Source organism: Cobetia marina (assembly GCF_001720485.1).
Classification (GTDB): domain Bacteria; phylum Pseudomonadota; class Gammaproteobacteria; order Pseudomonadales; family Halomonadaceae; genus Cobetia; species Cobetia marina.
Map to the genome: position 1 here is coordinate 3,171,281 of NZ_CP017114.1, position 19,957 is coordinate 3,191,237.

18 protein-coding genes are annotated in these 19,957 nt (G+C 64.7%); 9 read left to right on the forward strand and 9 right to left on the reverse strand.

The features are described from left to right. Nucleotides 1-19: 19 nt before the first annotated feature. From rlmH to BFX80_RS13365, 4 genes are all read right to left on the reverse strand, one after another. On the reverse strand, nucleotides 20-487 hold the full coding sequence (gene rlmH, locus BFX80_RS13350; RefSeq protein WP_077371912.1) for a 23S rRNA (pseudouridine(1915)-N(3))-methyltransferase RlmH: 468 nt from the start codon (nucleotides 485-487) through the stop codon (nucleotides 20-22). 159 nt (nucleotides 488-646) lie between these two features. Next, nucleotides 647-1,006, reverse strand: a complete 360-nt coding sequence (gene rsfS / locus BFX80_RS13355; RefSeq protein ID WP_077371908.1) for a ribosome silencing factor — start codon at nucleotides 1,004-1,006, stop codon at nucleotides 647-649. Nucleotides 1,007-1,098: 92 nt separating this feature from the next. Next, nucleotides 1,099-1,734, reverse strand: coding sequence for a nicotinate-nucleotide adenylyltransferase (gene nadD, locus BFX80_RS13360; RefSeq protein WP_077371905.1), 636 nt, complete (start codon nucleotides 1,732-1,734; stop codon nucleotides 1,099-1,101). Nucleotides 1,735-1,928: 194 nt separating this feature from the next. Then, on the reverse strand, nucleotides 1,929-3,212 hold the full coding sequence (locus BFX80_RS13365; protein WP_084209162.1) for a glutamate-5-semialdehyde dehydrogenase: 1,284 nt from the start codon (nucleotides 3,210-3,212) through the stop codon (nucleotides 1,929-1,931). Nucleotides 3,213-3,503: 291 nt separating this feature from the next. On the opposite strand from BFX80_RS13365, the gene BFX80_RS13370 reads away from it, so the two are divergent. From BFX80_RS13370 to BFX80_RS13385, 4 genes are all read left to right on the forward strand, one after another. Beyond that, on the forward strand, nucleotides 3,504-4,445 hold the full coding sequence (locus tag BFX80_RS13370) for a hypothetical protein (RefSeq protein WP_084209163.1): 942 nt from the start codon (nucleotides 3,504-3,506) through the stop codon (nucleotides 4,443-4,445). Continuing rightward, a complete protein-coding gene (locus BFX80_RS13375) occupies nucleotides 4,445-5,407 on the forward strand; it encodes a diguanylate cyclase domain-containing protein (protein ID WP_077371896.1) in 963 nt (320 codons plus the stop codon). Before BFX80_RS13370 ends, BFX80_RS13375 begins: the two co-directional genes overlap by 1 nt. Further along, on the forward strand, nucleotides 5,404-6,858 hold the full coding sequence (locus tag BFX80_RS13380) for a bifunctional DedA family/phosphatase PAP2 family protein (RefSeq protein WP_240499578.1): 1,455 nt from the start codon (nucleotides 5,404-5,406) through the stop codon (nucleotides 6,856-6,858). Before BFX80_RS13375 ends, BFX80_RS13380 begins: the two co-directional genes overlap by 4 nt. An 83-nt stretch (nucleotides 6,859-6,941) precedes the next feature. Then, nucleotides 6,942-7,820 (forward strand): DMT family transporter, encoded by an 879-nt coding sequence (locus tag BFX80_RS13385; protein WP_084209164.1) that lies wholly within the window; start codon nucleotides 6,942-6,944, stop codon nucleotides 7,818-7,820. 157 nt (nucleotides 7,821-7,977) lie between these two features. Here BFX80_RS13385 and BFX80_RS13390 read toward each other — a convergent pair whose 3' ends face one another. The 3 genes from BFX80_RS13390 to mpl are packed head-to-tail and all read right to left on the reverse strand — an operon-like array spanning nucleotide 7,978 to nucleotide 10,742. Beyond that, on the reverse strand, nucleotides 7,978-8,607 hold the full coding sequence (locus BFX80_RS13390) for a LysE family translocator (protein ID WP_077371890.1): 630 nt from the start codon (nucleotides 8,605-8,607) through the stop codon (nucleotides 7,978-7,980). 42 nt (nucleotides 8,608-8,649) lie between these two features. Next, nucleotides 8,650-9,303 (reverse strand): flavin prenyltransferase UbiX, encoded by a 654-nt coding sequence (locus BFX80_RS13395; RefSeq protein WP_084209165.1) that lies wholly within the window; start codon nucleotides 9,301-9,303, stop codon nucleotides 8,650-8,652. Next, complete coding sequence (mpl, locus tag BFX80_RS13400; RefSeq protein WP_084209166.1) at nucleotides 9,300-10,742, reverse strand: UDP-N-acetylmuramate:L-alanyl-gamma-D-glutamyl-meso-diaminopimelate ligase; 1,443 nt, start codon at nucleotides 10,740-10,742, stop codon at nucleotides 9,300-9,302. Before mpl ends, BFX80_RS13395 begins: the two co-directional genes overlap by 4 nt. Nucleotides 10,743-10,934: 192 nt before the next feature. On the opposite strand from mpl, the gene BFX80_RS13405 reads away from it, so the two are divergent. After that, the gene (locus tag BFX80_RS13405; RefSeq protein WP_077371881.1) at nucleotides 10,935-12,197 is read left to right on the forward strand and encodes a 6-phosphofructokinase; all 1,263 of its coding nucleotides are present in this window, start codon (nucleotides 10,935-10,937) and stop codon (nucleotides 12,195-12,197) included. Between the two features lie 148 nt (nucleotides 12,198-12,345). On the opposite strand, the gene BFX80_RS13410 is transcribed toward BFX80_RS13405, so the two are convergent. Beyond that, nucleotides 12,346-14,073 carry a bifunctional protein-serine/threonine kinase/phosphatase gene (locus BFX80_RS13410; protein WP_077371878.1) on the reverse strand — a complete coding sequence of 576 codons (1,728 nt, stop codon included), beginning with the start codon at nucleotides 14,071-14,073 and terminating at the stop codon, nucleotides 12,346-12,348. Nucleotides 14,074-14,402: 329 nt separating this feature from the next. Between BFX80_RS13410 and ppa the strand changes: the two genes are divergently transcribed. Continuing rightward, nucleotides 14,403-14,933, forward strand: coding sequence for an inorganic diphosphatase (ppa, locus tag BFX80_RS13415; RefSeq protein WP_043331979.1), 531 nt, complete (start codon nucleotides 14,403-14,405; stop codon nucleotides 14,931-14,933). Nucleotides 14,934-15,102: 169 nt separating this feature from the next. Here ppa and BFX80_RS13420 read toward each other — a convergent pair whose 3' ends face one another. Then, a complete protein-coding gene (locus BFX80_RS13420; protein ID WP_077371875.1) occupies nucleotides 15,103-16,206 on the reverse strand; it encodes a DUF2333 family protein in 1,104 nt (367 codons plus the stop codon). A gap of 354 nt (nucleotides 16,207-16,560) precedes the next feature. Here BFX80_RS13420 and dsbD point away from each other — a divergent pair, with 354 nt between their 5' ends. The 3 genes from dsbD to accB all read left to right on the forward strand — a co-directional run bounded on the left by dsbD (nucleotide 16,561) and on the right by accB (nucleotide 19,950). Continuing rightward, nucleotides 16,561-18,591: a protein-disulfide reductase DsbD gene (dsbD, locus tag BFX80_RS13425; RefSeq protein WP_240499579.1), complete on the forward strand. Its 2,031-nt coding sequence runs from the start codon at nucleotides 16,561-16,563 to the stop codon at nucleotides 18,589-18,591. Nucleotides 18,592-18,875: 284 nt separating this feature from the next. Continuing rightward, nucleotides 18,876-19,313: a type II 3-dehydroquinate dehydratase gene (gene aroQ / locus BFX80_RS13430; protein WP_077371872.1), complete on the forward strand. Its 438-nt coding sequence runs from the start codon at nucleotides 18,876-18,878 to the stop codon at nucleotides 19,311-19,313. Nucleotides 19,314-19,479: 166 nt separating this feature from the next. Next, complete coding sequence (accB, locus tag BFX80_RS13435) at nucleotides 19,480-19,950, forward strand: acetyl-CoA carboxylase biotin carboxyl carrier protein (RefSeq protein ID WP_077371869.1); 471 nt, start codon at nucleotides 19,480-19,482, stop codon at nucleotides 19,948-19,950. Nucleotides 19,951-19,957 lie beyond the last annotated feature (7 nt).

The following is a 19,957-nucleotide window of genomic DNA, read 5'->3' on the forward strand; positions in this document are numbered from 1 at the left end:
TGTCGCAAGCGGCAGGCGCTTAACGGTGATAAGGATGCCCGACCAGCAGTGTCCAGGCGCGGTAGAGCTGCTCCGCCAATACGATGCGCACCAGCGGGTGCGGCAGGGTCAGCGCGGAGAGCGACCAGCGCTGATCCGCGCGGGCCAGCAGGCGTGGATCGAGCCCGTCAGGACCGCCGATCAGGATGGCCACATCGCGACCGCCCAGGCGCCAGTCATCGGCGTGCTGAGCCAGCTGCTCCGTGCTCCACGACTTCCCTAGGACATCAAGGGCGACAACATGTTCATTTCCCTTGAGTTTTTCGAGCATCCGATCACCTTCACTGGCCATGGCACGGGCAATGTCCGCGTTCTTGCCACGGTTTCCGGGCGCCAGTTCGATGAATTCGAGGGAAAAGTCTCTTGGCATGCGCTTGAGATATTCCCGGCTACCCTTCTCCACCCAGTCAGGCATCTTCTGCCCGACCGCCAGTACTCGGATCTTCATGTCCTGTCCCGTGTCGTCAGTGGCCAACGGGCATGCCCGCTGACCCTCTCCTTCCGTCCAACCACCACGGGCCCGCCCTGTCAGCATGCTGGCCGCAACCGGCGCCGGTGGCACCGCCGTGCCGCATCACTCCGCCTCTTGAGGCAGGCAAGAGCGGAATCAGCTGCGCTGTTCGAACTCTTCGCTCGTCTCGCGGGGCAGATCGCTCCACAGGCGCTCGAGGTCATACAGGGCACGGGTTTCGGCCAGCATGACGTGGACGACGACATCGCCCAGATCCAGCAACACCCAGTCGGAACCGTTGTCGCCTTCGCAACCCAGCGGCTTGACGCCGGCTTCTTTCACCGTGACCTGCACATTGTTGGCCAGAGCGGCGATATGACGGCTGGAAGTCCCCGTCGCGATCACCATGACATCGGTGACGCTGGTCAGCTTGGAGACATCGATCTCGCTGATTTCCTGGGCCTTGAGGTCGTCAAGGGCGTCGATCACCAGGTTTTTAAGAGCTTCGGTCTGCATGATTCCTCGGAAGTTTGTTCGGCAGGGGGCGCATTCTACCCGTTGGTGATGCGCTCGCCTATGGGCATCGTCAATCTACGCGTCACGAACCCTCACTCACAGGGCGGGCAGTAAAGCGACCGGGCCTCGATATGGCGGATGACCGTCTCGGGCAGCAGGTAGCGCACGCTATCCCCCAGCGCGAGCCGCTCGCGCACGAAGGTCGCGCTGATCGCCATGCGGGTCGGCAATGACAACCGCAGCAACAGGCCGCCGGGACGCGCCATCAGCTCGGCCACCGTCTGCACTTCCCGCCCCTCGATCAAGGCCTTCAACGCCTCTGGCAGAGGAGCATCATGATCAGGGCGCTCGATCACCACGACATGGGCATCATCGAACAGTCGCTCGGCGGCATGCCATTCGCCAAGCTTGAGAAAGGCATCATGGCCGATGGCCATCACCAGCCGCGCCTGAGGGCCATATTCGCCGCGCAGGCTCGCCAGGGTGTCGGCACTGTAGGACGGCCCATCCCGGAAAAGCTCGCGGGCATCCGCCTTGAGCCCCGGCTCACCGGCAATCGCAGCCTCCAGCATGGCCAGACGCTCCTCGCTGCTCACCCCGGGTGCGGCACGATGTGGCGGCTGATGGCAGGGAATCATCAACACATGATCCAGGCCCAGCGCCTCACGCAGTTCGATGGCGCTGCGAAGGTGCCCGTGGTGTACCGGGTCGAAGGTGCCCCCGAGCATCGCCACCCGGGGGACCGGCCCGAGACAGCCCTCGAAACCGGGCTGTGGCTTCTCGTCAGGCAGAGTGTCGCAGGCCTCCCCACCCGGCTGTGCGGCGGGTTCGCGCTGCGCGGCGTCGCCGTCGACATTCAGCGGGCGCTGGCTATCGTCCAGCGCCCGTGGCGATGCGCTGACCGAGGAAGGGTCTGGAGATCTCACTGACGAATCTGCCCATCGCCGAACACGACATACTTGCGTGTGGTGAGCCCTTCCAGCCCCACGGGCCCGCGAGCGTGCAGCTTGTCGGTGGAAATGCCGATCTCGGCACCCAATCCGTATTCGAAGCCATCGGCAAAGCGGGTGGAGGCATTGACCATCACGGAGCTGGAATCCACTTCGGCCATGAACCGGCGCGCCAGCGCATAGTTGTCGGTGATGATGGCTTCGGTATGTCCGGAGCTGTGACGCTCGATATGCGCCATCGCCGCTTCCACGCCCTCGACGACCCGAATCGCCAGAATCGGTGCCAGATACTCGGTATCCCAGTCCTGATCCGTGGCGGCCATGGCCTCGGACAGGATGTCACAGGTGCGTTCACAGCCACGAATCTCGACCTCATGGACCGCCAGACGCTCGGCGATGCGCGGCAGCACCTCGGCCGCGACAGCCGCATCCACCAGCAGGGTCTCCATGGTGTTGCAGGTACCGTAACGGTGCGTCTTGGCGTTCTCGGCGATGCTCACCGCCATGTCGAGATCTGCCGTGGCGTCGATATAGACGTGGCAGATACCGTCGAGATGCTTGATGACCGGCACGCGCGCCTCATTGGTGATGCGCTCGACCAGACTCTTGCCCCCACGCGGGATGATGACATCGACGTACTCGGGCATCGCGATCAGACGGCCCACCGCGGCACGGTCCGTGGTGGCCACCACCTGCACCGCCGTCGCCGGCAGCCCGGCCGCCACCAGCGCCTCGCGGATGATCTCACCCAGCGCACGGTTGCTGGACGCCGCTTCGGAACCACCACGCAGGATGCAGGCATTGCCGGACTTGAGGCACAGGCTGGCGGCTTCGATGGTGACGTTGGGCCGTGATTCGAAGATGATGCCGATCACGCCCAGTGGCACACGCATGTGACCGACCTGGATGCCGCTGGGACGATATTTCAGGCCATCGATCTCACCGACCGGGTCCGGCAGGGCCGCGACCTGCTCGAGCCCCTCGATCATGGCGTCGATACGCGCCGGCGTGAGGGCGAGGCGGTCGACCATCGCCTCCGACAGGCCATTGTCACGCGCTCGCGTCAGGTCATCGGCATTGGCGGCGGTCAGCGACTCGCGGCGCTCGTCGATCAGTCGTGCCATGATCTGCAGCGCCCGGTTCTTGAGGCCGCTGTCGACACGACGCATCACCACGCTCGCTGCGCGGGCATCGCCGCCCAGACCGTTCATGTAAGCCACGACGTCCGTGGTGTCGTGCTTGCCCAGCTCGCTCATGTGCCTTGTCTCATTCGTAGAAAGATGTAGGAAAATGCCTTCCGCCCGCTCTGGCGCCTGTGGATCAGCCGAGGGAGGGGTGAAGCGAAAGCGCCGGATCACCTCGACACTTCGGAAAATCATGGTTTGGGGTATGCTGGCCCGTATCAGCGCCTGGCAGAGCCGGGACAGGCAGGCGGCATCACGCTCGCACATCCTGTCATGGCATGGCTCAATGCGCTGCGCCCCATCCGACCGGGGAGTCTGGTCGGATTCATGTCATCCACGGGAAAGGTGCCAATATAAGTCACCATGGAGATCAAGTTCAAAGTCCGGGTCAGTCAGTTCATCTGTCTGCTCGGCTCTGTGCTGTTGCTGCTGGAAGCGGCGCGCCAGATCAGCCTCGCCCTGACCATCACCGGACTGCTGCTGGCCATCGGCGGCACCTTGCTGCTGGTGGTCTCCCTGGCACACGAACTCTTCACGCTGGGCTGGTTCCGGACCACGGCCATGCTCAGCGTGGCGGTGATCATGGCGCTGCTGGTGCTGCTGGCACCCGAGCAGCACATGATGTGGCTATGGGGGTTTGCCGTGCTGCTGCTCTATCCGCGCCCCTCGTGGCTGGCGCCGGCCTGCGCCATCATCGGGCTGATCACCACCTGGCTGGCACTCACGCCGCTGGGCAGTGACTGGCTGAGCCTTGGCATCGGCATCACGGCCACCTTGATGGCGCTGGGCGCCATCGCCGGGCAGCGTCAGCAGGAGGTCTGGCGTCAGCTGGAGCGGCGCGGTCGCCGTGACGCGAATCGTGCCATCTGGTCACAATACCAGCTGCTCCGGGATCTGCCGCGGGAAATTTCCCGGGCAGATCGTGAAGGCATCCACATCGAGCTGATCCTGCTGGAGCCAGCCACCCCCACCCGCCTCACGCGTCGCCGTCTGCTGAATACGCTGGACAGCGCGGCGCTGCCCCATGAGACACGCTATCAGCTTGACGACGGCTGCCTGGCGTTGCTGTTGGTGGCACGCAGCGAACACGCCGCCAACCTGCGGCGTCGGCAGCTCATGGAGCATCTTGCCATGCCAGTGCGGGCGCGGGTCCAGCCGCTGAACGATACCGAGGCCGACCATCTCGACCTGCAGGCGGCGAGCGCCAACCTCAGCGAGGAGCGCGAGCCGATCACTCACCTGCCCGCGCTCCCCTCCCGAAAGGCGACACTCGCCGACACCCCCCAGGCGGAGGCTGAAGACTGATGTCCTCGTCAACGACGGCCACGCGCGCCAGAGAGCGCCGCCGGCTGGCCAATCGCAAGACCCTGATCATGCTGCTGGCGACCCTGGTGCTGGCCACCTACGCGCTCTGGCGTTATCTGGTCGGGGACTACTCCCACATCCTGACACCGGTGCTGGCCACCTTGCTGATGGGGATCGCGACCGCTCTGCACCTCCTGGATGAAGAGCAGCCGCTTCCCGCCTATCTGGCGCTGATCGGCGGTTATCTGATGCTGGCGCTGGAGGCCCCCAGCGCGCACATCGGAATGTCGCTGTGGCTGGGATTGCCGAGCATCCTGACGCTGCTGCTGCTGCCATTGGCGCCGGCGATGCTCTTGAACGTGGTACTGGCCCCGCTGTGGCTATGGCTGCTGGGTCAGCCGGATGACAACTTCGGCGAGGTACTGCGCTATGTCTGCCTGCTGCTGGTCGCCAGCCAGCCCTTCGTGATCAACAACCTGCAGTCAGGTGTCATGCGCATGACCGCCAGCGAGGAAGTCGAGTGCAATGCCTACAATGCGCGCACCGGCCAGCAGCGGCTGACCAGCGAGGCCGCACGCGCCAGTGCGCTGGAGCAGCCGTTGAGCATCCTGGTCATCTACCTGCCGCAGCTGGAGATGCTCGGTGAGCAATTCGGGGAAGACCGCCGCATCGAGTGTCTCTCCTCGGCCTGCGATGTCATGCAGGGCATCTCGCGTCAGGGCGATCTGCTGTGTCGCAGTGACAAGGCCACGTTCTGGCTGATGCTCCCCAATACCGGCGAGGCCGGCGCTCTGATCATGCGTGAACGCCTGACGGCCGCCCTGGCGGCGACGACACAGCCCGAGACCGGCTCGATCATCGCTCACGCTCGTCTCGTCAACTACAAGGCGGGCGACACGGTACAGAAACTCGAACAACGCCTGCTGGCCGCCCAACTCACCCTGATGGACCTCAATGAATGAGCAACACCCTTGCCACACTGACTCACTGGCTGGACCCCACCTCCCTGATGGCCACGCTGAGCGAGCACCCCGTGGCGCTGATTGTCATCATCGGCTTCACCTCCCTGCTCGAATCCCTCGCCATCGTCGGACTGCTGGTCCCCGGCGTGGTCATGCTGACGGCCGGCGCCTCGCTGGCGGGGCACCTTGAGCTTTCCCTGCCACTGGTGCTGCTTTCCGGTGCGCTGGGGGCCGTGATCGGCGATGGCGTGAGCTTCTGGCTCGGCGTCCATCATCGGGATCAGTTACCGCAACGCTGGCCCTTCTCGCGCCACCCCGAATGGATCGAACACGGTCAGCGCTTCTTCCATCGTCACGGCAGCTGGTCGATCGCCTTCGGGCGTTTCGTCGGCCCGGTACGCCCGATCATCCCGCTGGTCGCGGGCATGCTGGACATGCCGGCCTCGCGCTTCTTCATGGTCAATGGTCTCTCGGCACTGGCGTGGTCTCCCGCCTATCTGTTGCCGGGCTACCTGCTGGGCCAGACCTGGCAATCGCTGTTCACGCTGCCACCGGGCGCCAACGGCCTGCTGATCGGCCTGGCCAGCGGCCTGATCGCCTGCGCCTTTGCCTTCTCCTTTCTGCGCCGCCAGCTGGGCCGCGAAGGCCGCCTCTATCACTGGCTGGCGCGCCGCATGCGTCGCTCGGCATCCGGCCGTCGCCTGTGGTGGCAGCTGCGCCACCCCGACCCGGAAGGCGAGTTCCCGCTGGCCTCGATGGCACTGCTGGTCTTTGCCGTCATCAGCGTGCCCGCGATGAGTCTGGCGGCACTCGCTCACCCCGGGCCCTGGCAGATCGACGTCGTCGCGGCCTCGCTCGCCGACAGACTCCACACCCTGCTGCCCGAGAACCTTCTGCACCAGGCCAGCCTGTGGCTGTCGCAGCTCGGCGATGGCACGGGGCTAGCGGCACTCGTGGCGCCCTGGCTCGTGTGGCTGGCACTCACGCGCCGCCATGCGATATGGATCCATCTGAGCGCCGCCTGGGTCGGCATCGCCTGCGCCAATACCGTGCTCAAGTATCTGATCCAGCGCCCCCGTCCGGACACTCCCGCCTTCCTCGAGGGCTCGATGTCGTTCCCCAGTGCCCACACGGCCGGTGCCGTCGCGGTATTCGGCCTGGCAGCCGCCTTCATCGCCGAACGGCAACCCTCTCCACGCCGACGCTGGATCTACTGGAGCGCCATCATCGCCTGTAGCGTGATCGGGCTGTCTCGCATCTTCCTCGGCGTGCACTATCTGAGCGATATCCTGGGCGGCGCCTGTCTGGGACTGCTGGCGTGTGCTCTGGTGCGCATCAGCTACCCTGCCTTCGTCCAGCAACCCTGCCCCTCGCCGACCGCCCCCGTGGTGTGGTTGAGCCTGGCGAGTCTGGGTCTGCTGACGGCGCGCCTGCTGTGGCTGCCGCTCTAGACCGTCATTCACGATCGACCCTCAAGGTGATCGCTGCACGTCATCACCGCCACCACCTTCGCCTTCTGCCCAAGAGGATACCCATGCCCGGTCCTGCCGCTCCCCCTGCCAACCAGCCCCAGGCGCTCATGTCGATTCATCTCGGCATCGCGCTGCTCGGCGGCACGGCGCTGTTCTCGAAGGGCCTGCCACTCTCGGCGCTCGACATCACCACCTGGCGCAGCCTGCTGGCCGGCCTGTTCCTTCTGTGGATCGCACGGCTGAAGTGGCAGGTCTCGCTGCGCCTGAGCGGCCGCGACTGGGCGCTGGTGGGCGTGGCCGCGGCGTTGATGGCCGCTCACTGGGTCAGCTACTTCCACGCGATGCAGGTCTCGTCCGTGGCCACCGGCATGCTGGCACTGTTCACCTATCCCATCTTCATCGTGCTGCTGGAACCCTGGGTGGAGGGCACGCGCCTGAAAGCCGGGGATCTGGCGGCGGCAGGGCTGGTGTGCATCGGCGTCTGGCTGCTGGTTCCCGGCGGCGACAGCAGCGCGCAGGGCGATAGCCTGGCGGGAGTGTTGTGGGGCGTGTTCTCGGGCCTGCTGTTCGCGGCGCGCAATCTGCTGGTGCGCTACCGTCTCAGCCACCTCAACCCGGTGCTGTCGATGAGCCTGCAGGCGCTGGGCGTGGTGGTGCTGACATTGCCGTTCGCCTCCGGCGAGATCATGGACGCAAGCCCGGGAACAGGCATCGCCATGCTGGTACTGGCCGTCGTGTTCACGGCCACCCCCCATGCCCTGATGACCTTCGCCCTGGGCGGCCTCAGGGCCAAGACCGTCGGCATGATCGGCTGTCTGCAGCCGGTGTATGGGGTGCTGCTTGCCTGGTTGATTCTCGGCGAGGCCCCCACCTGGATGACGCTGGTGGGCGGCAGTTTCATCGTGGCGGCGGCGGCACTGGAGACCCTGCGACGCAATTGACTCGCACACCACCGTTGAGACAGCTGCCGGCGTTGCGCCAGCCGCCCCGATAGTCCCCGTCGTCGCGGTTGCTCCAGCCGGCGAACACACGAAGGCCCGCCATTGGCGGGCCTTCGTGTGTTCGGGGGGTGTCGGTCAGCGCCTTGGCATGCCGAGGTCAGCCGGTGGCGAGCCAGATGCCCACGCCGACCATCAGGGTCCCCGCGACCCGGTTCATGAGCCGCACGCGCGAACCACGACCGAGCCAGCGCGCCAGTCCACTGCCGCCACCGGCATACAGCATCAGACAGCTGAATTCGAGCGTGAGAATGATGCCCACCAGCGCCACCAGCTGTGGCGTCATCGGCAGGCTCGCGTCCAGAAACGGTGGCAGCAGCGCGATGAAGAACGCCCAGCCCTTGGGATTGGCGATGGCGGTGACGAAGCCCTGTGCCGCCAATGTCCGCCGCGAGGCGCGTGGTGCAGCACTGGCCTCGCCCACGGCCCCCAGCGCCAGGCGCCCCCGCGAGCGCCACATCTGGATGCCGAGCCACACCAGATAGGCGCCCCCAGCCAGCTTGAAGGCCGAGAACACCAGCGGATAGCGCAGCATGATGGTCGCGACCCCGATCACGGCCGAGACCGCCACCAGCCCGACCCCCAGCAGCTCGCCCACCATCATCCACAGGGTGCGGCGCACCCCTTGCGTCATCCCCAGGGTCATGGCCAGCGTCATGCACATGCCCGGTGTCAGCGACACCAGAAAGAAGGTCGGCACGAACACCGACAACAATGACCAATTCAGCATTCCCTGCTCTCCCTGCACAATCCGATGATCAAGATGACGACACTAGTCACCACTGACATGCCCTTCGCCCCAGCGCGGCATCAGCGCATGCGCGATTCCCAGCTGATTGAGAATGCGCGCGACGATGAAGTCGATCATGTCATCGAGTGTCTGCGGGCGGTGATAGAAGCCGGGGGCGGCGGGCAGGATGACGGCCCCCATGCGCGTCAGGCTCAGCATGTGTTCGAGATGGATCGCCGAGAACGGCGTCTCGCGCGGCACCAGAATCAGCGTGCGACGCTCCTTGAGGGCGACGTCGGCGGCGCGTTCGATCAGATTGTTGCTGGCGCCGGTCGCGATGGACGAGAGCGAGCCGGTGGAACATGGACATACCACCATGGCACTCGGCGCGCCGGAGCCGGACGCCACGGGCGCCATCCAGTCCTCGCGGCCGAAGCAGCGAATCTGACCGGGCCTGGCGGCGTAGCGCTGGGTGAGCACCTCGGTGAGGCGAACCGGGCGCGCCGGCAGTTCTTCATCGGTCTCGGTGGCGATCACCATGTGGGCGGCCTTGGAGACCATCACCATCACCTCATGACCCGCCGCGACCAGGCATTCGATCAGCCGCAGGCCATACTGGGCACCCGAGGCCCCGGTCAGCGCGACGGTGACCGCTGACTTGAACTCCCCTTCGGGGGCTTTCGCTTGCTGGCTCATGCCTCACCTTCCCGTGCTGCCAGTGCACTCAACAGACGTTCGTGGATACCGCCGAAGCCACCATTGGACATCACCACCACCCAGTCGCCGGCGCGGGAGTCATTGGCGATCTTGGCGATCAGGGCGTCGAGGTCCTGCTCGACATCGGCTTCAACGCCGAGGGCACGACACTCGCTGACCGTCTCGTCCAGTGACCAGCCCAGTGTCGGGCCCGCGAACCAGCTGACCCGATCCGCTGCGGTGACCGCTGCCGGCAGGCGCGCCTTCATGGTGCCAAGCTTCATGGTGTTGGAACGCGGCTCGATCACCGCCCACAGACGACCGCCCTGCCCTTCGGCTGCCACGCCCGGCGCCAGGCCCTCAAGCGTGGTGGCGATGGCGGTCGGGTGGTGCGCGAAGTCATCGATGACCTTGACGCCGGCCACCTCACCGCGCAGCTCCTGGCGGCGCCTGGGCGGCGCGAAGCGCGCGAGCGCCTGCAGCGCCGCCTCGACACTCACGCCGCACTCGACGGCAGCGGCCACCGCGGCACAGGCATTGGCCACGTTGTGGCGTCCGCGCATCGCCCACTGGCACTCGACGAAGCGGTCCGCCTCGCCGGACACGGCGGCCGGCGCCGCCAGCGCGAAGTGGCTGCCATCGGCACTGATCAGACGATAGCGCCAGTCGCCACCGGCGTTCTCGATGCCACCTTCATCGCCGAAGCGTGTCACCGGCGTCCAGCAGCCTTGATCCAGCACGCGCTCCAGCGCCTCGGCACCGGCGACGGCGTCCGCCGCGACCACCAGCTTGCCGCCAGCCGGCACGGTACGCACCAGGTGATGGAACTGCCGTTCAATGGCCGCGAGATCCGGGAAGATGTCGGCGTGGTCGAATTCGAGATTGTTGAGCACGGCGATGCGCGGACGGTAATGCACGAACTTGGAGCGCTTGTCGAAGAAGGCCGTGTCGTACTCATCGGCCTCGACCACGAAGGGTGCCTGCGGGTCGCCGATACGCGCGGAATCGCCCAGCTGCGGCGGCACGCCCCCGATCAGATAGCCCGGCGTGAGGCCCGCGCATTCGAGAATCCAGGCGGTCATGGTCGCGGTGGTGGTCTTGCCGTGGGTGCCGGCGATGGCGATCACCGGTCGTCCCGTCAGCACCTCGTCACACAGCCATTGCGGGCCGGAGGTGTAGGCCAGGCCGCGCTCGAGCAGCGCCTCGACTTCAGGATTGCCGCGCGAGACGGCATTGCCGACCACCGTGAGCTCTGGCGCGGGCTCGAGATTGTCGGCGGCATACCCTTCCATCAGGGTGATACCGGCCTCGGCCAGCTGTGTGCTCATGGGCGGATAGACATTGGCATCGCTGCCGGTGACGCGATGGCCGCGCGCACGCGCAAGCAGTGCCAGAGAGCCCATGAAGGTACCGCAAATACCGATGACGTGAAGGTGCATCTGTTTCTCCAATCCGGAAGCCCGAGCAGCCTAGCATGCCCGCCAGGCGGCGAGTAGCACGGGCGTGTCGGGGCAGAACGACAGACACGTGGCATCCGGGCGTCGTGCAGGGGTCATGTCTTTCGGATATGATGCGGCGGGTAAGCGCCAGCCCGTTCAAGACCATGACAAGGAAGCAGAGACGAGAAGCCCATGCCCCAGCACAATGCCTTCTACGCCCAGTCCGGTGGCGTTACCGCCGTCATCAATGCCAGCGCCTGTGGCGTGATCGAAGCCGTGCGTGAACACGGCGACCAGATCGGCAAGCTCTACGCCGGTCACAACGGCATCATCGGCGCCCTGACCGAAGATCTGATCGATGTCAGCCAGGAAAGCGACGAGAACATCGCCGCCTTGCGCCACACCCCGGGCGGTGCCTTCGGCTCCTGCCGTTACAAGCTCAAGAGCATCGAGGATCACCGTACCCAGTACGAGCGTCTGATCGAGGTGTTCAAGGCCCACGATATCCGCTACTTCTTCTACAACGGTGGCGGCGACAGCGCCGATACCTGCCTGAAGGTCTCCCAGCTGGCCGAGACCATGGGCTACCCGATCCAGGCCATCCACGTGCCCAAGACCGTGGACAACGACCTGCCGATCACCGACAACTCGCCGGGCTTCGGCAGCGTGGCCAAGTACATCGCCACCTCCACCCGCGAGGCCGGCCTCGACATCGCCTCCATGTGCGCCACTTCCACCAAGGTGTTCATCCTTGAGGTCATGGGACGTCACGCTGGCTGGATCGCCGCCGCCGGTGCCCTGGCTGGCGAAGATGCCACCCAGCCGCCGCACATCGTGGTCTTCCCGGAAGTCGCCTTCCACCGCAAGGACTTCATGGCGCGTGTCGACCAGTGCGTCAAGGACCACGGCTACTGCGTGGTGGTGGTCTCCGAGGGTGCCCGCTATGAAGACGGCACCTTCCTGGCCGATGCCGGCAACACCGATGCCTTCGGCCACCGTCAGCTGGGCGGCGTGGCGCCGACGCTGGCCGGCATGGTCAAGCAGGATCTCGGCTACAAGTATCACTGGGCCGTGGCCGATTATCTGCAGCGCGCGGCACGCCACATCGCCTCGAAGACCGACGTCGAGCAGGCGTACGCCACGGGTCGTGCTGCCGTGGAAATGGCCCTGGCCGGCAAGAACGCCGTGATGCCGGCGATCCGTCGCCTCGGCGATGGCGCTGACTACGCCTGGGACATCATCGAGGCACCGCTGGAGCAGATCGCCAACCATGAGAAGTTCATGCCGCTGGAGTTCATCAGCGAAGACGGCTTCTACATCACTGACGCCTGCCGCCAGTACCTGTCACCGCTGATCCAGGGCGAGGACTTCCCGCCCTTCGTCAATGGTCTGCCGGCGGTCGCCCGCCTCACGCTGGCCAAGGTCGAGAAGAAGCTCACGCCGTTCTCGATCTGATCGATCGCGCTGCCCATTTCCCGGGCAGCGCTGTGCCAACGCCGTTGCGGCACCCATGAGAAAGCCCCGCACAGATCACTGTGCGGGGCTTTCTCGTTCATGACGCGAGGCTGCTCTCGACAACCGCACGCCACCGACACACGCAGGGCTATTTGAGCAACCAGGACAGCACCAGCAGCAACAGCAGGATGCCGGCGACGCCCTGCCAGAAATTGGCTGGTTCGCGCATGGCCTCGGATGGCGTGATGGCCTTGCCGGGGTCCTGCTGTGGCAGGCGCAGTGCATAGAGCAGCTCCGACAGACGTCGGAAGCGCAAGGTGCGCTGAGGGTCCAGCGCACGCCTCAGGGCATCGTCCAGCATCTGGGGAACCTGCGGGTTGCGCATGCGTGCCGGCTGATACTCCAGCAGCTCGAGGTCCGTCTGGGTGCGCAGCTGATCCATCGACTGAGCGTAGGGCTGCATGCCGGTCAGCAGCCAGTAGATCACCGACGCCAGCCCGTACTGATCGCTGCGGCGACTGACCTCGGCCCCCAGCGCATATTCCGGCGCACTGTGCTCGGTCAGCCCGACCTGGCGCACCAGGGGACCGGCACTCTCGTGCCCATCCCCTTCGCGCAGATGACAGGCCCCGAAGTCCACCAGCACTACCTTGCCGTGACGGTCGATCATCACGTTGTCGGGGTGGATCAACTGATGCAGCACTTCACGCCGATTGAGTGCGTGGACCGCCTTGCCCAGCTGGCGGGCGATATCCAGGCGCTGCTCGAGATTGGCCTGGGGATGCTGGCGCGCCCAGTCGGTCAGCGTCTGCGCCTCCAGATGCTCGAGCAGATAGTAGAGGTGATCCCGCGGGCGCGAGGGTTCCACCACCTTGACGACGAAGGGCGAGTTGACGCGATCCACCACCCACTGCTGGAGCAGGAAGTGCTCGAGATAGGCGTTCTTGAGCGAGAGTTCCGGACTCGGCGCCTTCATCACCATCACGCGCCGGCTCTTGAGATCGCGGACCTTGTAGACGCGCACCCGCGCACTGCGTGACATCACCTCCAGCACTTCCAGCCCATCGATGCGATCCCCCGGCTCCAGCTCGCGCGGCACCGGCAGATCCCCATAGATGCGCCCCGGCGTGTCCTCGCTGGCACTGGCCAGGCGATCGATACGCACCAGCTGGAAGCAGAACTGATCCGCGGTATAGCCACGTTCGTCGGCACGGTCCGCCGCGGCATGCGCGAGACGCTCGCTGGCGGCGTCCAGATCCGAGACATCGTCACGAATCAGTGACACGAAGTCCGAGGGCAGCAAGGTGCCGCGCACCGCCTGGGTGGTCAGCAGGAAGATGTCGCCCTGCTTGAGCGGCAATTCGATGTAATCGATGTCGAGACTGACATCCATGCCCAGAGCCCGTGAGGGATAGCGATAACCGCCCAGGTCCGTGACATGATCACGCGAGATCTGTTCGAACTCGCCACCACGCAGACGGAACACCACGGTATCGCCGGCATGGAACAGATGCGCCGACTGGCCACGGAAGATGACCGCGGAAATCGAGGTGACGTAACTGCCGCCACGCACGAAGCGACTCTGGCTGTAGCACCAGCTGTTCAGCGCTCGCAGCACACGAGTCGCGGAATACTTGACACTCCAGTTGTCGGGCGTGGCGAAGTAGTCGGCCAGAAAGCCACGCACGGCCAGATCGCCCGCCTGCTTGGCGATGGCGTTCTTGCTGGTGGTATCCGCGATCAACGCACAGCCGCCCTTGGTCGCCAGCGGGCCACGCTCGACAGGAATTTCCAGCGACATCGAGCTGCGGTGGCGCTTGCGGTCCGGTGCCACGAAGGCCTGACCATAACTGAGTGAAAGCTCTGCATCCGCCAAGGCGGTCTCCTTGCATGTCTGTCCTGCGGTGACGACCCTGCTGGTGCATGCCGGCCATAACAGGCCTCGTCACAGTGTCTGCACGGCACCGCGAGTCGCGCGGCGATCCTTGAACAACGGGCACACCATCGGCCAGAGTATCGAGGGATGGCCTCCACATGGGCTCGCGCGCTGCCAAGTGTTACCCGAGTCAGCCTGCAGTGCCACCACTCGTTGGTGCAACGCAAGGCGATCGAGCGTGGCATAATGGCAAAACGGTCTGCCAGTTCGTATAATTCAGCGGAATTTTGACCCGCAGGCCTTCAACCCGCAAACCCAAGGACTCGACAATGAGTTTCGACAAGATCCCCGCTGGCAAGGAATTGCCGAACGACGTCTACGTAGCGATCGAGATTCCGGCCAATCACGCGCCGATCAAGTACGAGATCGACAAGGACATCGATGCACTCATGGTGGATCGTTTCATGGCCACTCCGATGTTCTACCCGGCCAACTACGGTTACATCCCGAACACCCTGGCTGACGATGGCGATGCCCTCGACGCGCTGGTCGTGACTCCGTATCCGGTCGCGCCGGGCAGCGTCATCCGTGCGCGTCCGGTCGGCGTGCTCAACATGAGCGACGAAGCTGGCGAAGACGCCAAGCTGGTCTGCGTGCCGCACCAGAAGCTGACCTCCCTGTACGACGACGTCCAGGAAGTCACTGATCTGCCGGAACTGCTGCGTCAGCAGATCGCGCACTTCTTCGAGAACTACAAGGATCTCGAGAAGGGCAAGTGGGTCAAGATCGATTCCTGGGACGGCGCTGATGCCGCGCGTGCCGCGATCGAGAAGGCAGCAGCTGCCTACCAGAAGGACTGATCCTTCCCGTGACGGTCGCCAACTGACCCTCATTTGCTGACCGCTCATGAAAAAGCCCCCGTCATTGACGGGGGCTTTTCGTTTTCTGGGCTCAGCCCGATCCAGCTCAGGCTGACGAGGCTGGCGGGACATGACCTCAGTCAGGGTCCGCCAGCCTCGCTGTCAGACTTCAGCCCTTCTCGAGCAGGCTGCGCAGGTCACTGATCGCGGAATTGGCGCGTGCGATGTAGTTGGCCATGACCAGCGAGTGATTGGCGAAGAAACCGAAGCCGGAACCGTTGAGGATCACCGGGCTGCCGATATCGGTCTGGGTCGACTCCAGCTCACGGATGATCTGGTCGATGGAGGTCAGCGCGTTCTTGTCTTCCAGAACGCCCTGGAAGTCATGACGCACCGCCTTGAGCAGATGGATCAACGCCCAGGAGGTGCCGCGCGCCTGATAGAAGACATCGTCGATCTCGAGCCACGGCGTCTTGATCTCTTCTTCCGTCTGGGTGCTCTTGGCCGAGGTCGCGTTCTTGTCACCGGCCAGACTCAGATTGAGCTGAGACTTGCCGACGCTCGCGGACAGTCGCTGTGACAGGGAACCGAGACGATTCTCGACATCCGACAGCCAGGCCACCAGATTGTCGGCGCGCGCATAGAACTGGCCGTTGTTCTGGGTATCATCGCTCAGACGCTTGAGGTAGTCCCCCAGCTGGCGGTTGGCATCGGCATATTCATGCTCGGCTTCCGGCAGCATCCAGGCATTGGCGTCGATGAACAGCAGCGATTCCGCCTTGCCCAGCGCCTTGTCATCACTGGACTGGGACTGTGAACGACTGAATTCCTTGCGCAGCTCGCGCGTCATGTCGCGCACCTGCACCAGCACGCCATATTCCCAGTTGGGCATGTTGTCCAGCCACAGCCCCGGGGGTGCCACGTCATTCTTCAGATAGCCGCCGGGCTTGTGCAGCAGGGTATCGTTGAGTTTCATCAGGGTCGCGACAGTCGCCGTGCCCGTCGGCAGCACCTCGAAGGCCGGTGCCGGCTGCTCGCCATCGACACTGGCAACGGGTGCCGCCAGCCCATGTACGCGGGCCAGTTCGGTGCGCGTGGCCTGGTCGACATTGAATTCGTCCGGCTCGCTGCTCCAGTAGATCCCAAGGCCAACGCAGACCAGCAGGTAAATGACGAACAGCCCGACCAGTGGTTTCCAGATCCAGCCATACTGAGGTGTTTCCAGCACGTCGCGACCCGCGCCACGCTTGCTGCCTTTACCGAATAGGGCCATGCGTTCTTCCTTGTATGAAGCCTTGTAAAAAGCCGTGTGAAAAAAGACGAGTCAGAAGACCGTGAACCGGTGTCGATACCCGCGTTGCCTCCAGCGCCGGTACTCATGACGTACGTCCTATCCTATCATGCGTCCCTGCGTGTGCCAGTCGCGCTCATCGCGACGTCAGAACCGGGGGAGATCATCGCTACATGGTGGCGCATTCATCCTGGTGCAAGTCGCGACCCGTGATCATCGTGGGCATCATTGCCGGCCCTCTTTCCGTGACGAACACCTCAAGCGAGCTGATCGCGCAGAGGGCACAGGCACTCGCAAGATCGGCTTCTTCTCCCGGCACTGCAAAAGGATGCCTTCGTGCTTCGTCCGTTTCCCGCAAATGACGCGATCTCCCGCCAGATTCGCGCCAGTCTCGCCCTCGCCCGACCGATGCGCCCCGGGGTGCTGCTGGTCATTGTGCTGCTCCTCAGCCTGACCACTTTCGCCCTGCCAGCCCATGCCGGGCTGTTCGGCAGCAGTCCGGCCGCCTCCTCCAGCAGCGAATCGTCTACCGGGCTGTTCACGAGACAGGCATCCAGCAGCGACTTCCTGCCGGTCAACGAGGCCTTTACGCCCCGCGCATGGCGTGAAGGCGACACCCTCTATGTCGGCTTCACCAGTGCCGAGGGCTATTACCTCTATCGCCATCAATTCGACTTCGCGACCTCCCGTGACGACCTCCGGCTCGGTGCCGCGGACCTGCCCCCCGGCGAATTCAAGCAGGACCCCTATCTGGGCGACGTGCACGTCTTCCATGACCCACTGGTCATTCGCCTGCCTCTGACAGCCGCAGACCGTCAGAATGCCCCGGACGAGGCGTCATCGATCAGTGGTCCGGTACCGATATCCATCACCTTCCAGGGGTGTGCCGACGCCGGCCTCTGCTATCCCCCCGAGACCGTCACGCTCGAGGCCGGTGAGCAGAGTGCGCCCGACGCCTTTGCCCACCTGATGCCTGATGCCGCCACCCTGGAGAGCGGCGCTGCCGACGACACTGGCGCACATCGTGCCGGCGAGCCCACTGCCATCCCGGGGACGGATGGCAGCTTTCGGGCATTGTTCACGGACGCCGGCCTCGTCACCTTGCTCGGGCTGTTCTTCCTGGCAGGCCTCGGGCTGACCTTCACGCCCTGCGTGCTGCCGATGATCCCGATTCTCAGCTCGATCATCGTCGGCCAGCGCCCCAGCCGCCCGCGCGCCTTGCTGCTGTCGTCAAGCTACGCCCTGGGCATGGCGCTCACCTACGCCGCGGCCGGCACGCTGATGGGTCTGTTCGGCGCCGGCCTCAACCTGCAGGCCCAACTGCAATCTCCCGTCGTGCTGATTCCCTTTGCCGCCCTGTTCGTGCTGTTCGCGCTGGCCATGTTCGGCACCTTCAATCTGCGCCTGCCCGGCCGCCTGCATTCGCGCCTCGACACGCTGCAGGGGCGCCTGATGAATACCGGCCCGGGGGGATTGGCGCTGGCAGGCGCGTTATCGGTACTCGTGGTATCGCCCTGCGTGTCGGCACCTCTGGCCGGAGCGCTGGTCTATCTCTCCGCCAGTGGCGATGCCACCAGTGGCGGGTTGGCGCTGTTCGCGCTCGGGCTCGGCATGGGGGTGCCGCTGGTACTGGTCGGCACCTTCGGCGCCAGTCTCCTGCCCAGGGCCGGCGGCTGGATGGAAGGCATCAAGCAGGCCTTCGGCATTCTGCTGCTGGGCGTGGCGCTGTGGCTGGTAGAGCGCTTGCTGCCGGCCTCGCTGGCGGTGCTGGGCTGGGCGGCATTGGCCATCGGCACCGGGGTGGCGCTCGGCGCGATCAGCTCCTCAAACCACGGCTGGGCCCGCGCCCGTCAGGCACTGGGGCTGCTGGCACTCGGCTGGGGGATGATCAGCCTGCTGGGCGTGGCCGGCGGCGCAAGCGATCCGCTACGCCCATTGGCCCCCTTCACCGGAGGCGGAACTGCCTCGGGACAGGCAACCGAGCAGACGCTGGACTTCACCACCGTCACTGACATGGCTGCCCTCAAGCGCGAGCTGGCACTGGCTGACCGTCGTGGGCAGCCGGTCTTCGTCGATTACTACGCCGACTGGTGCATCTCCTGCAAGGTGATGGAGCGCGAGGTCTTTCCGCGCGTCGCGAGCCAGCTGCGCCAGTTTCATCTGATTCGCGCCGATGTCACTCAGACGGATGCCACCACCCGTGAGCTGCTGTCATCGTTCGGCCTCTTCGGACCGCCCAGTCTGCTGTTCTTCGCAGGACAACAGGAAATGACCGAAGCGCGGATTCAGGGAGAGGTCGATGCCGAGCAGCTGGGCGAGCATCTCGACAAGGTGCTGCGTCACCATCGCACTGCCGCGGGTGCATGATCTGTCGGGAGTCAGCCATGCCGGACACCGGTAGATGACGTCGCGATGTTGACGGGATGGCAGCGCGGGAGAGTCGGCGTGGCAATCAGGATAAAAGCGGCAGGAAATCCGGTTCGGTGCCAAACTGGACAGCGTTCGAGAATTTCGGCAGAATCCGCGTCACTGCGACAACAGTCTAGGCTCAATAGGTAAACGTCGCGGATAGTGACGGTATCTTTGCATTTTCACCCAGGGTTAACAGCTCAGCGAGTCACGCACTTGCTTCCGCTGACAAGAGGACTTTCATGGCGCGCATCCTGGTACTCAACGGCCCCAACCTCAATCTGCTGGGCACCCGCGAGCCCGAGGTGTACGGCACGACCACCCTGGAAGATATCCGCTCACGTCTGGAGACACGGGCCAGCCAGGCTGGCCACCAGCTGGACTGGCTGCAATCGAATGCCGAGCATGTGCTGGTAGATCGCGTGCATGCGGCCCGTGAGGATGGCACCGCCATCATCCTGATCAATCCCGCGGCCTTTACCCATACCAGCGTAGCGCTGCGCGATGCCCTGCTGGGGGTCGCACTGCCCTTCATCGAGCTGCACCTGTCCAATACCCATGCCCGCGAGGCGTTCCGCCATCATTCCTATCTTTCCGATGTGGCACGCGGCGTGATCATGGGGTTTGGCGCTCGAAGTTACGACATGGCGCTTGATGCCGCCCTGGCCGATCTTGCCTAGCAGGAACGTCCCGGCGCGGCCTTCAGGCACGGCAGGCCTCATAGCTGCCTGAGACAAGGATTGACCGGCCCATCGGTCGGGACAGCCAATATCGCTGTCACCCGCAACCAGTGACGTCTCGGTTGCACACCCCATTTCCAGCCACCTTTATATCGGGATGAATTTCATGGATATCCGCAAGGTCAAGAAGCTGATCGAGCTGCTCGAAGAGTCCAACATCAGCGAAATCGAGATCCAGGAAGGCGAAGAGTCCGTTCGCATCAGCCGCCATCCGCAGGGCTTCGCCCAGCAGCCGATGATGCAGGCCCCGATGATGATGCAGCAGCAACCGATGCAGCAGCAGGCCGCACCGGCAGCCGGCAGCGTCGAGGCACCGGCAGCCGCCGCTCCGGCAGCGCCGCAGGGCCACACCATCAATTCGCCGATGGTCGGCTCCTTCTATCGCTCTCCGGCACCGGGCTCCAAGGCCTTCATCGAAGTCGGCCAGAGCGTCAAGAAAGGTGATACCGTCTGCATCGTCGAAGCCATGAAGATGATGAACCAGATCGAAGCCGACAAGGATGGTGTGGTGGAAGCCATTCTGATCGAAGACGGCGAGCCGGTTGAATTCGACCAGCCCATGATCGTCATTTCCTGATCCCAAC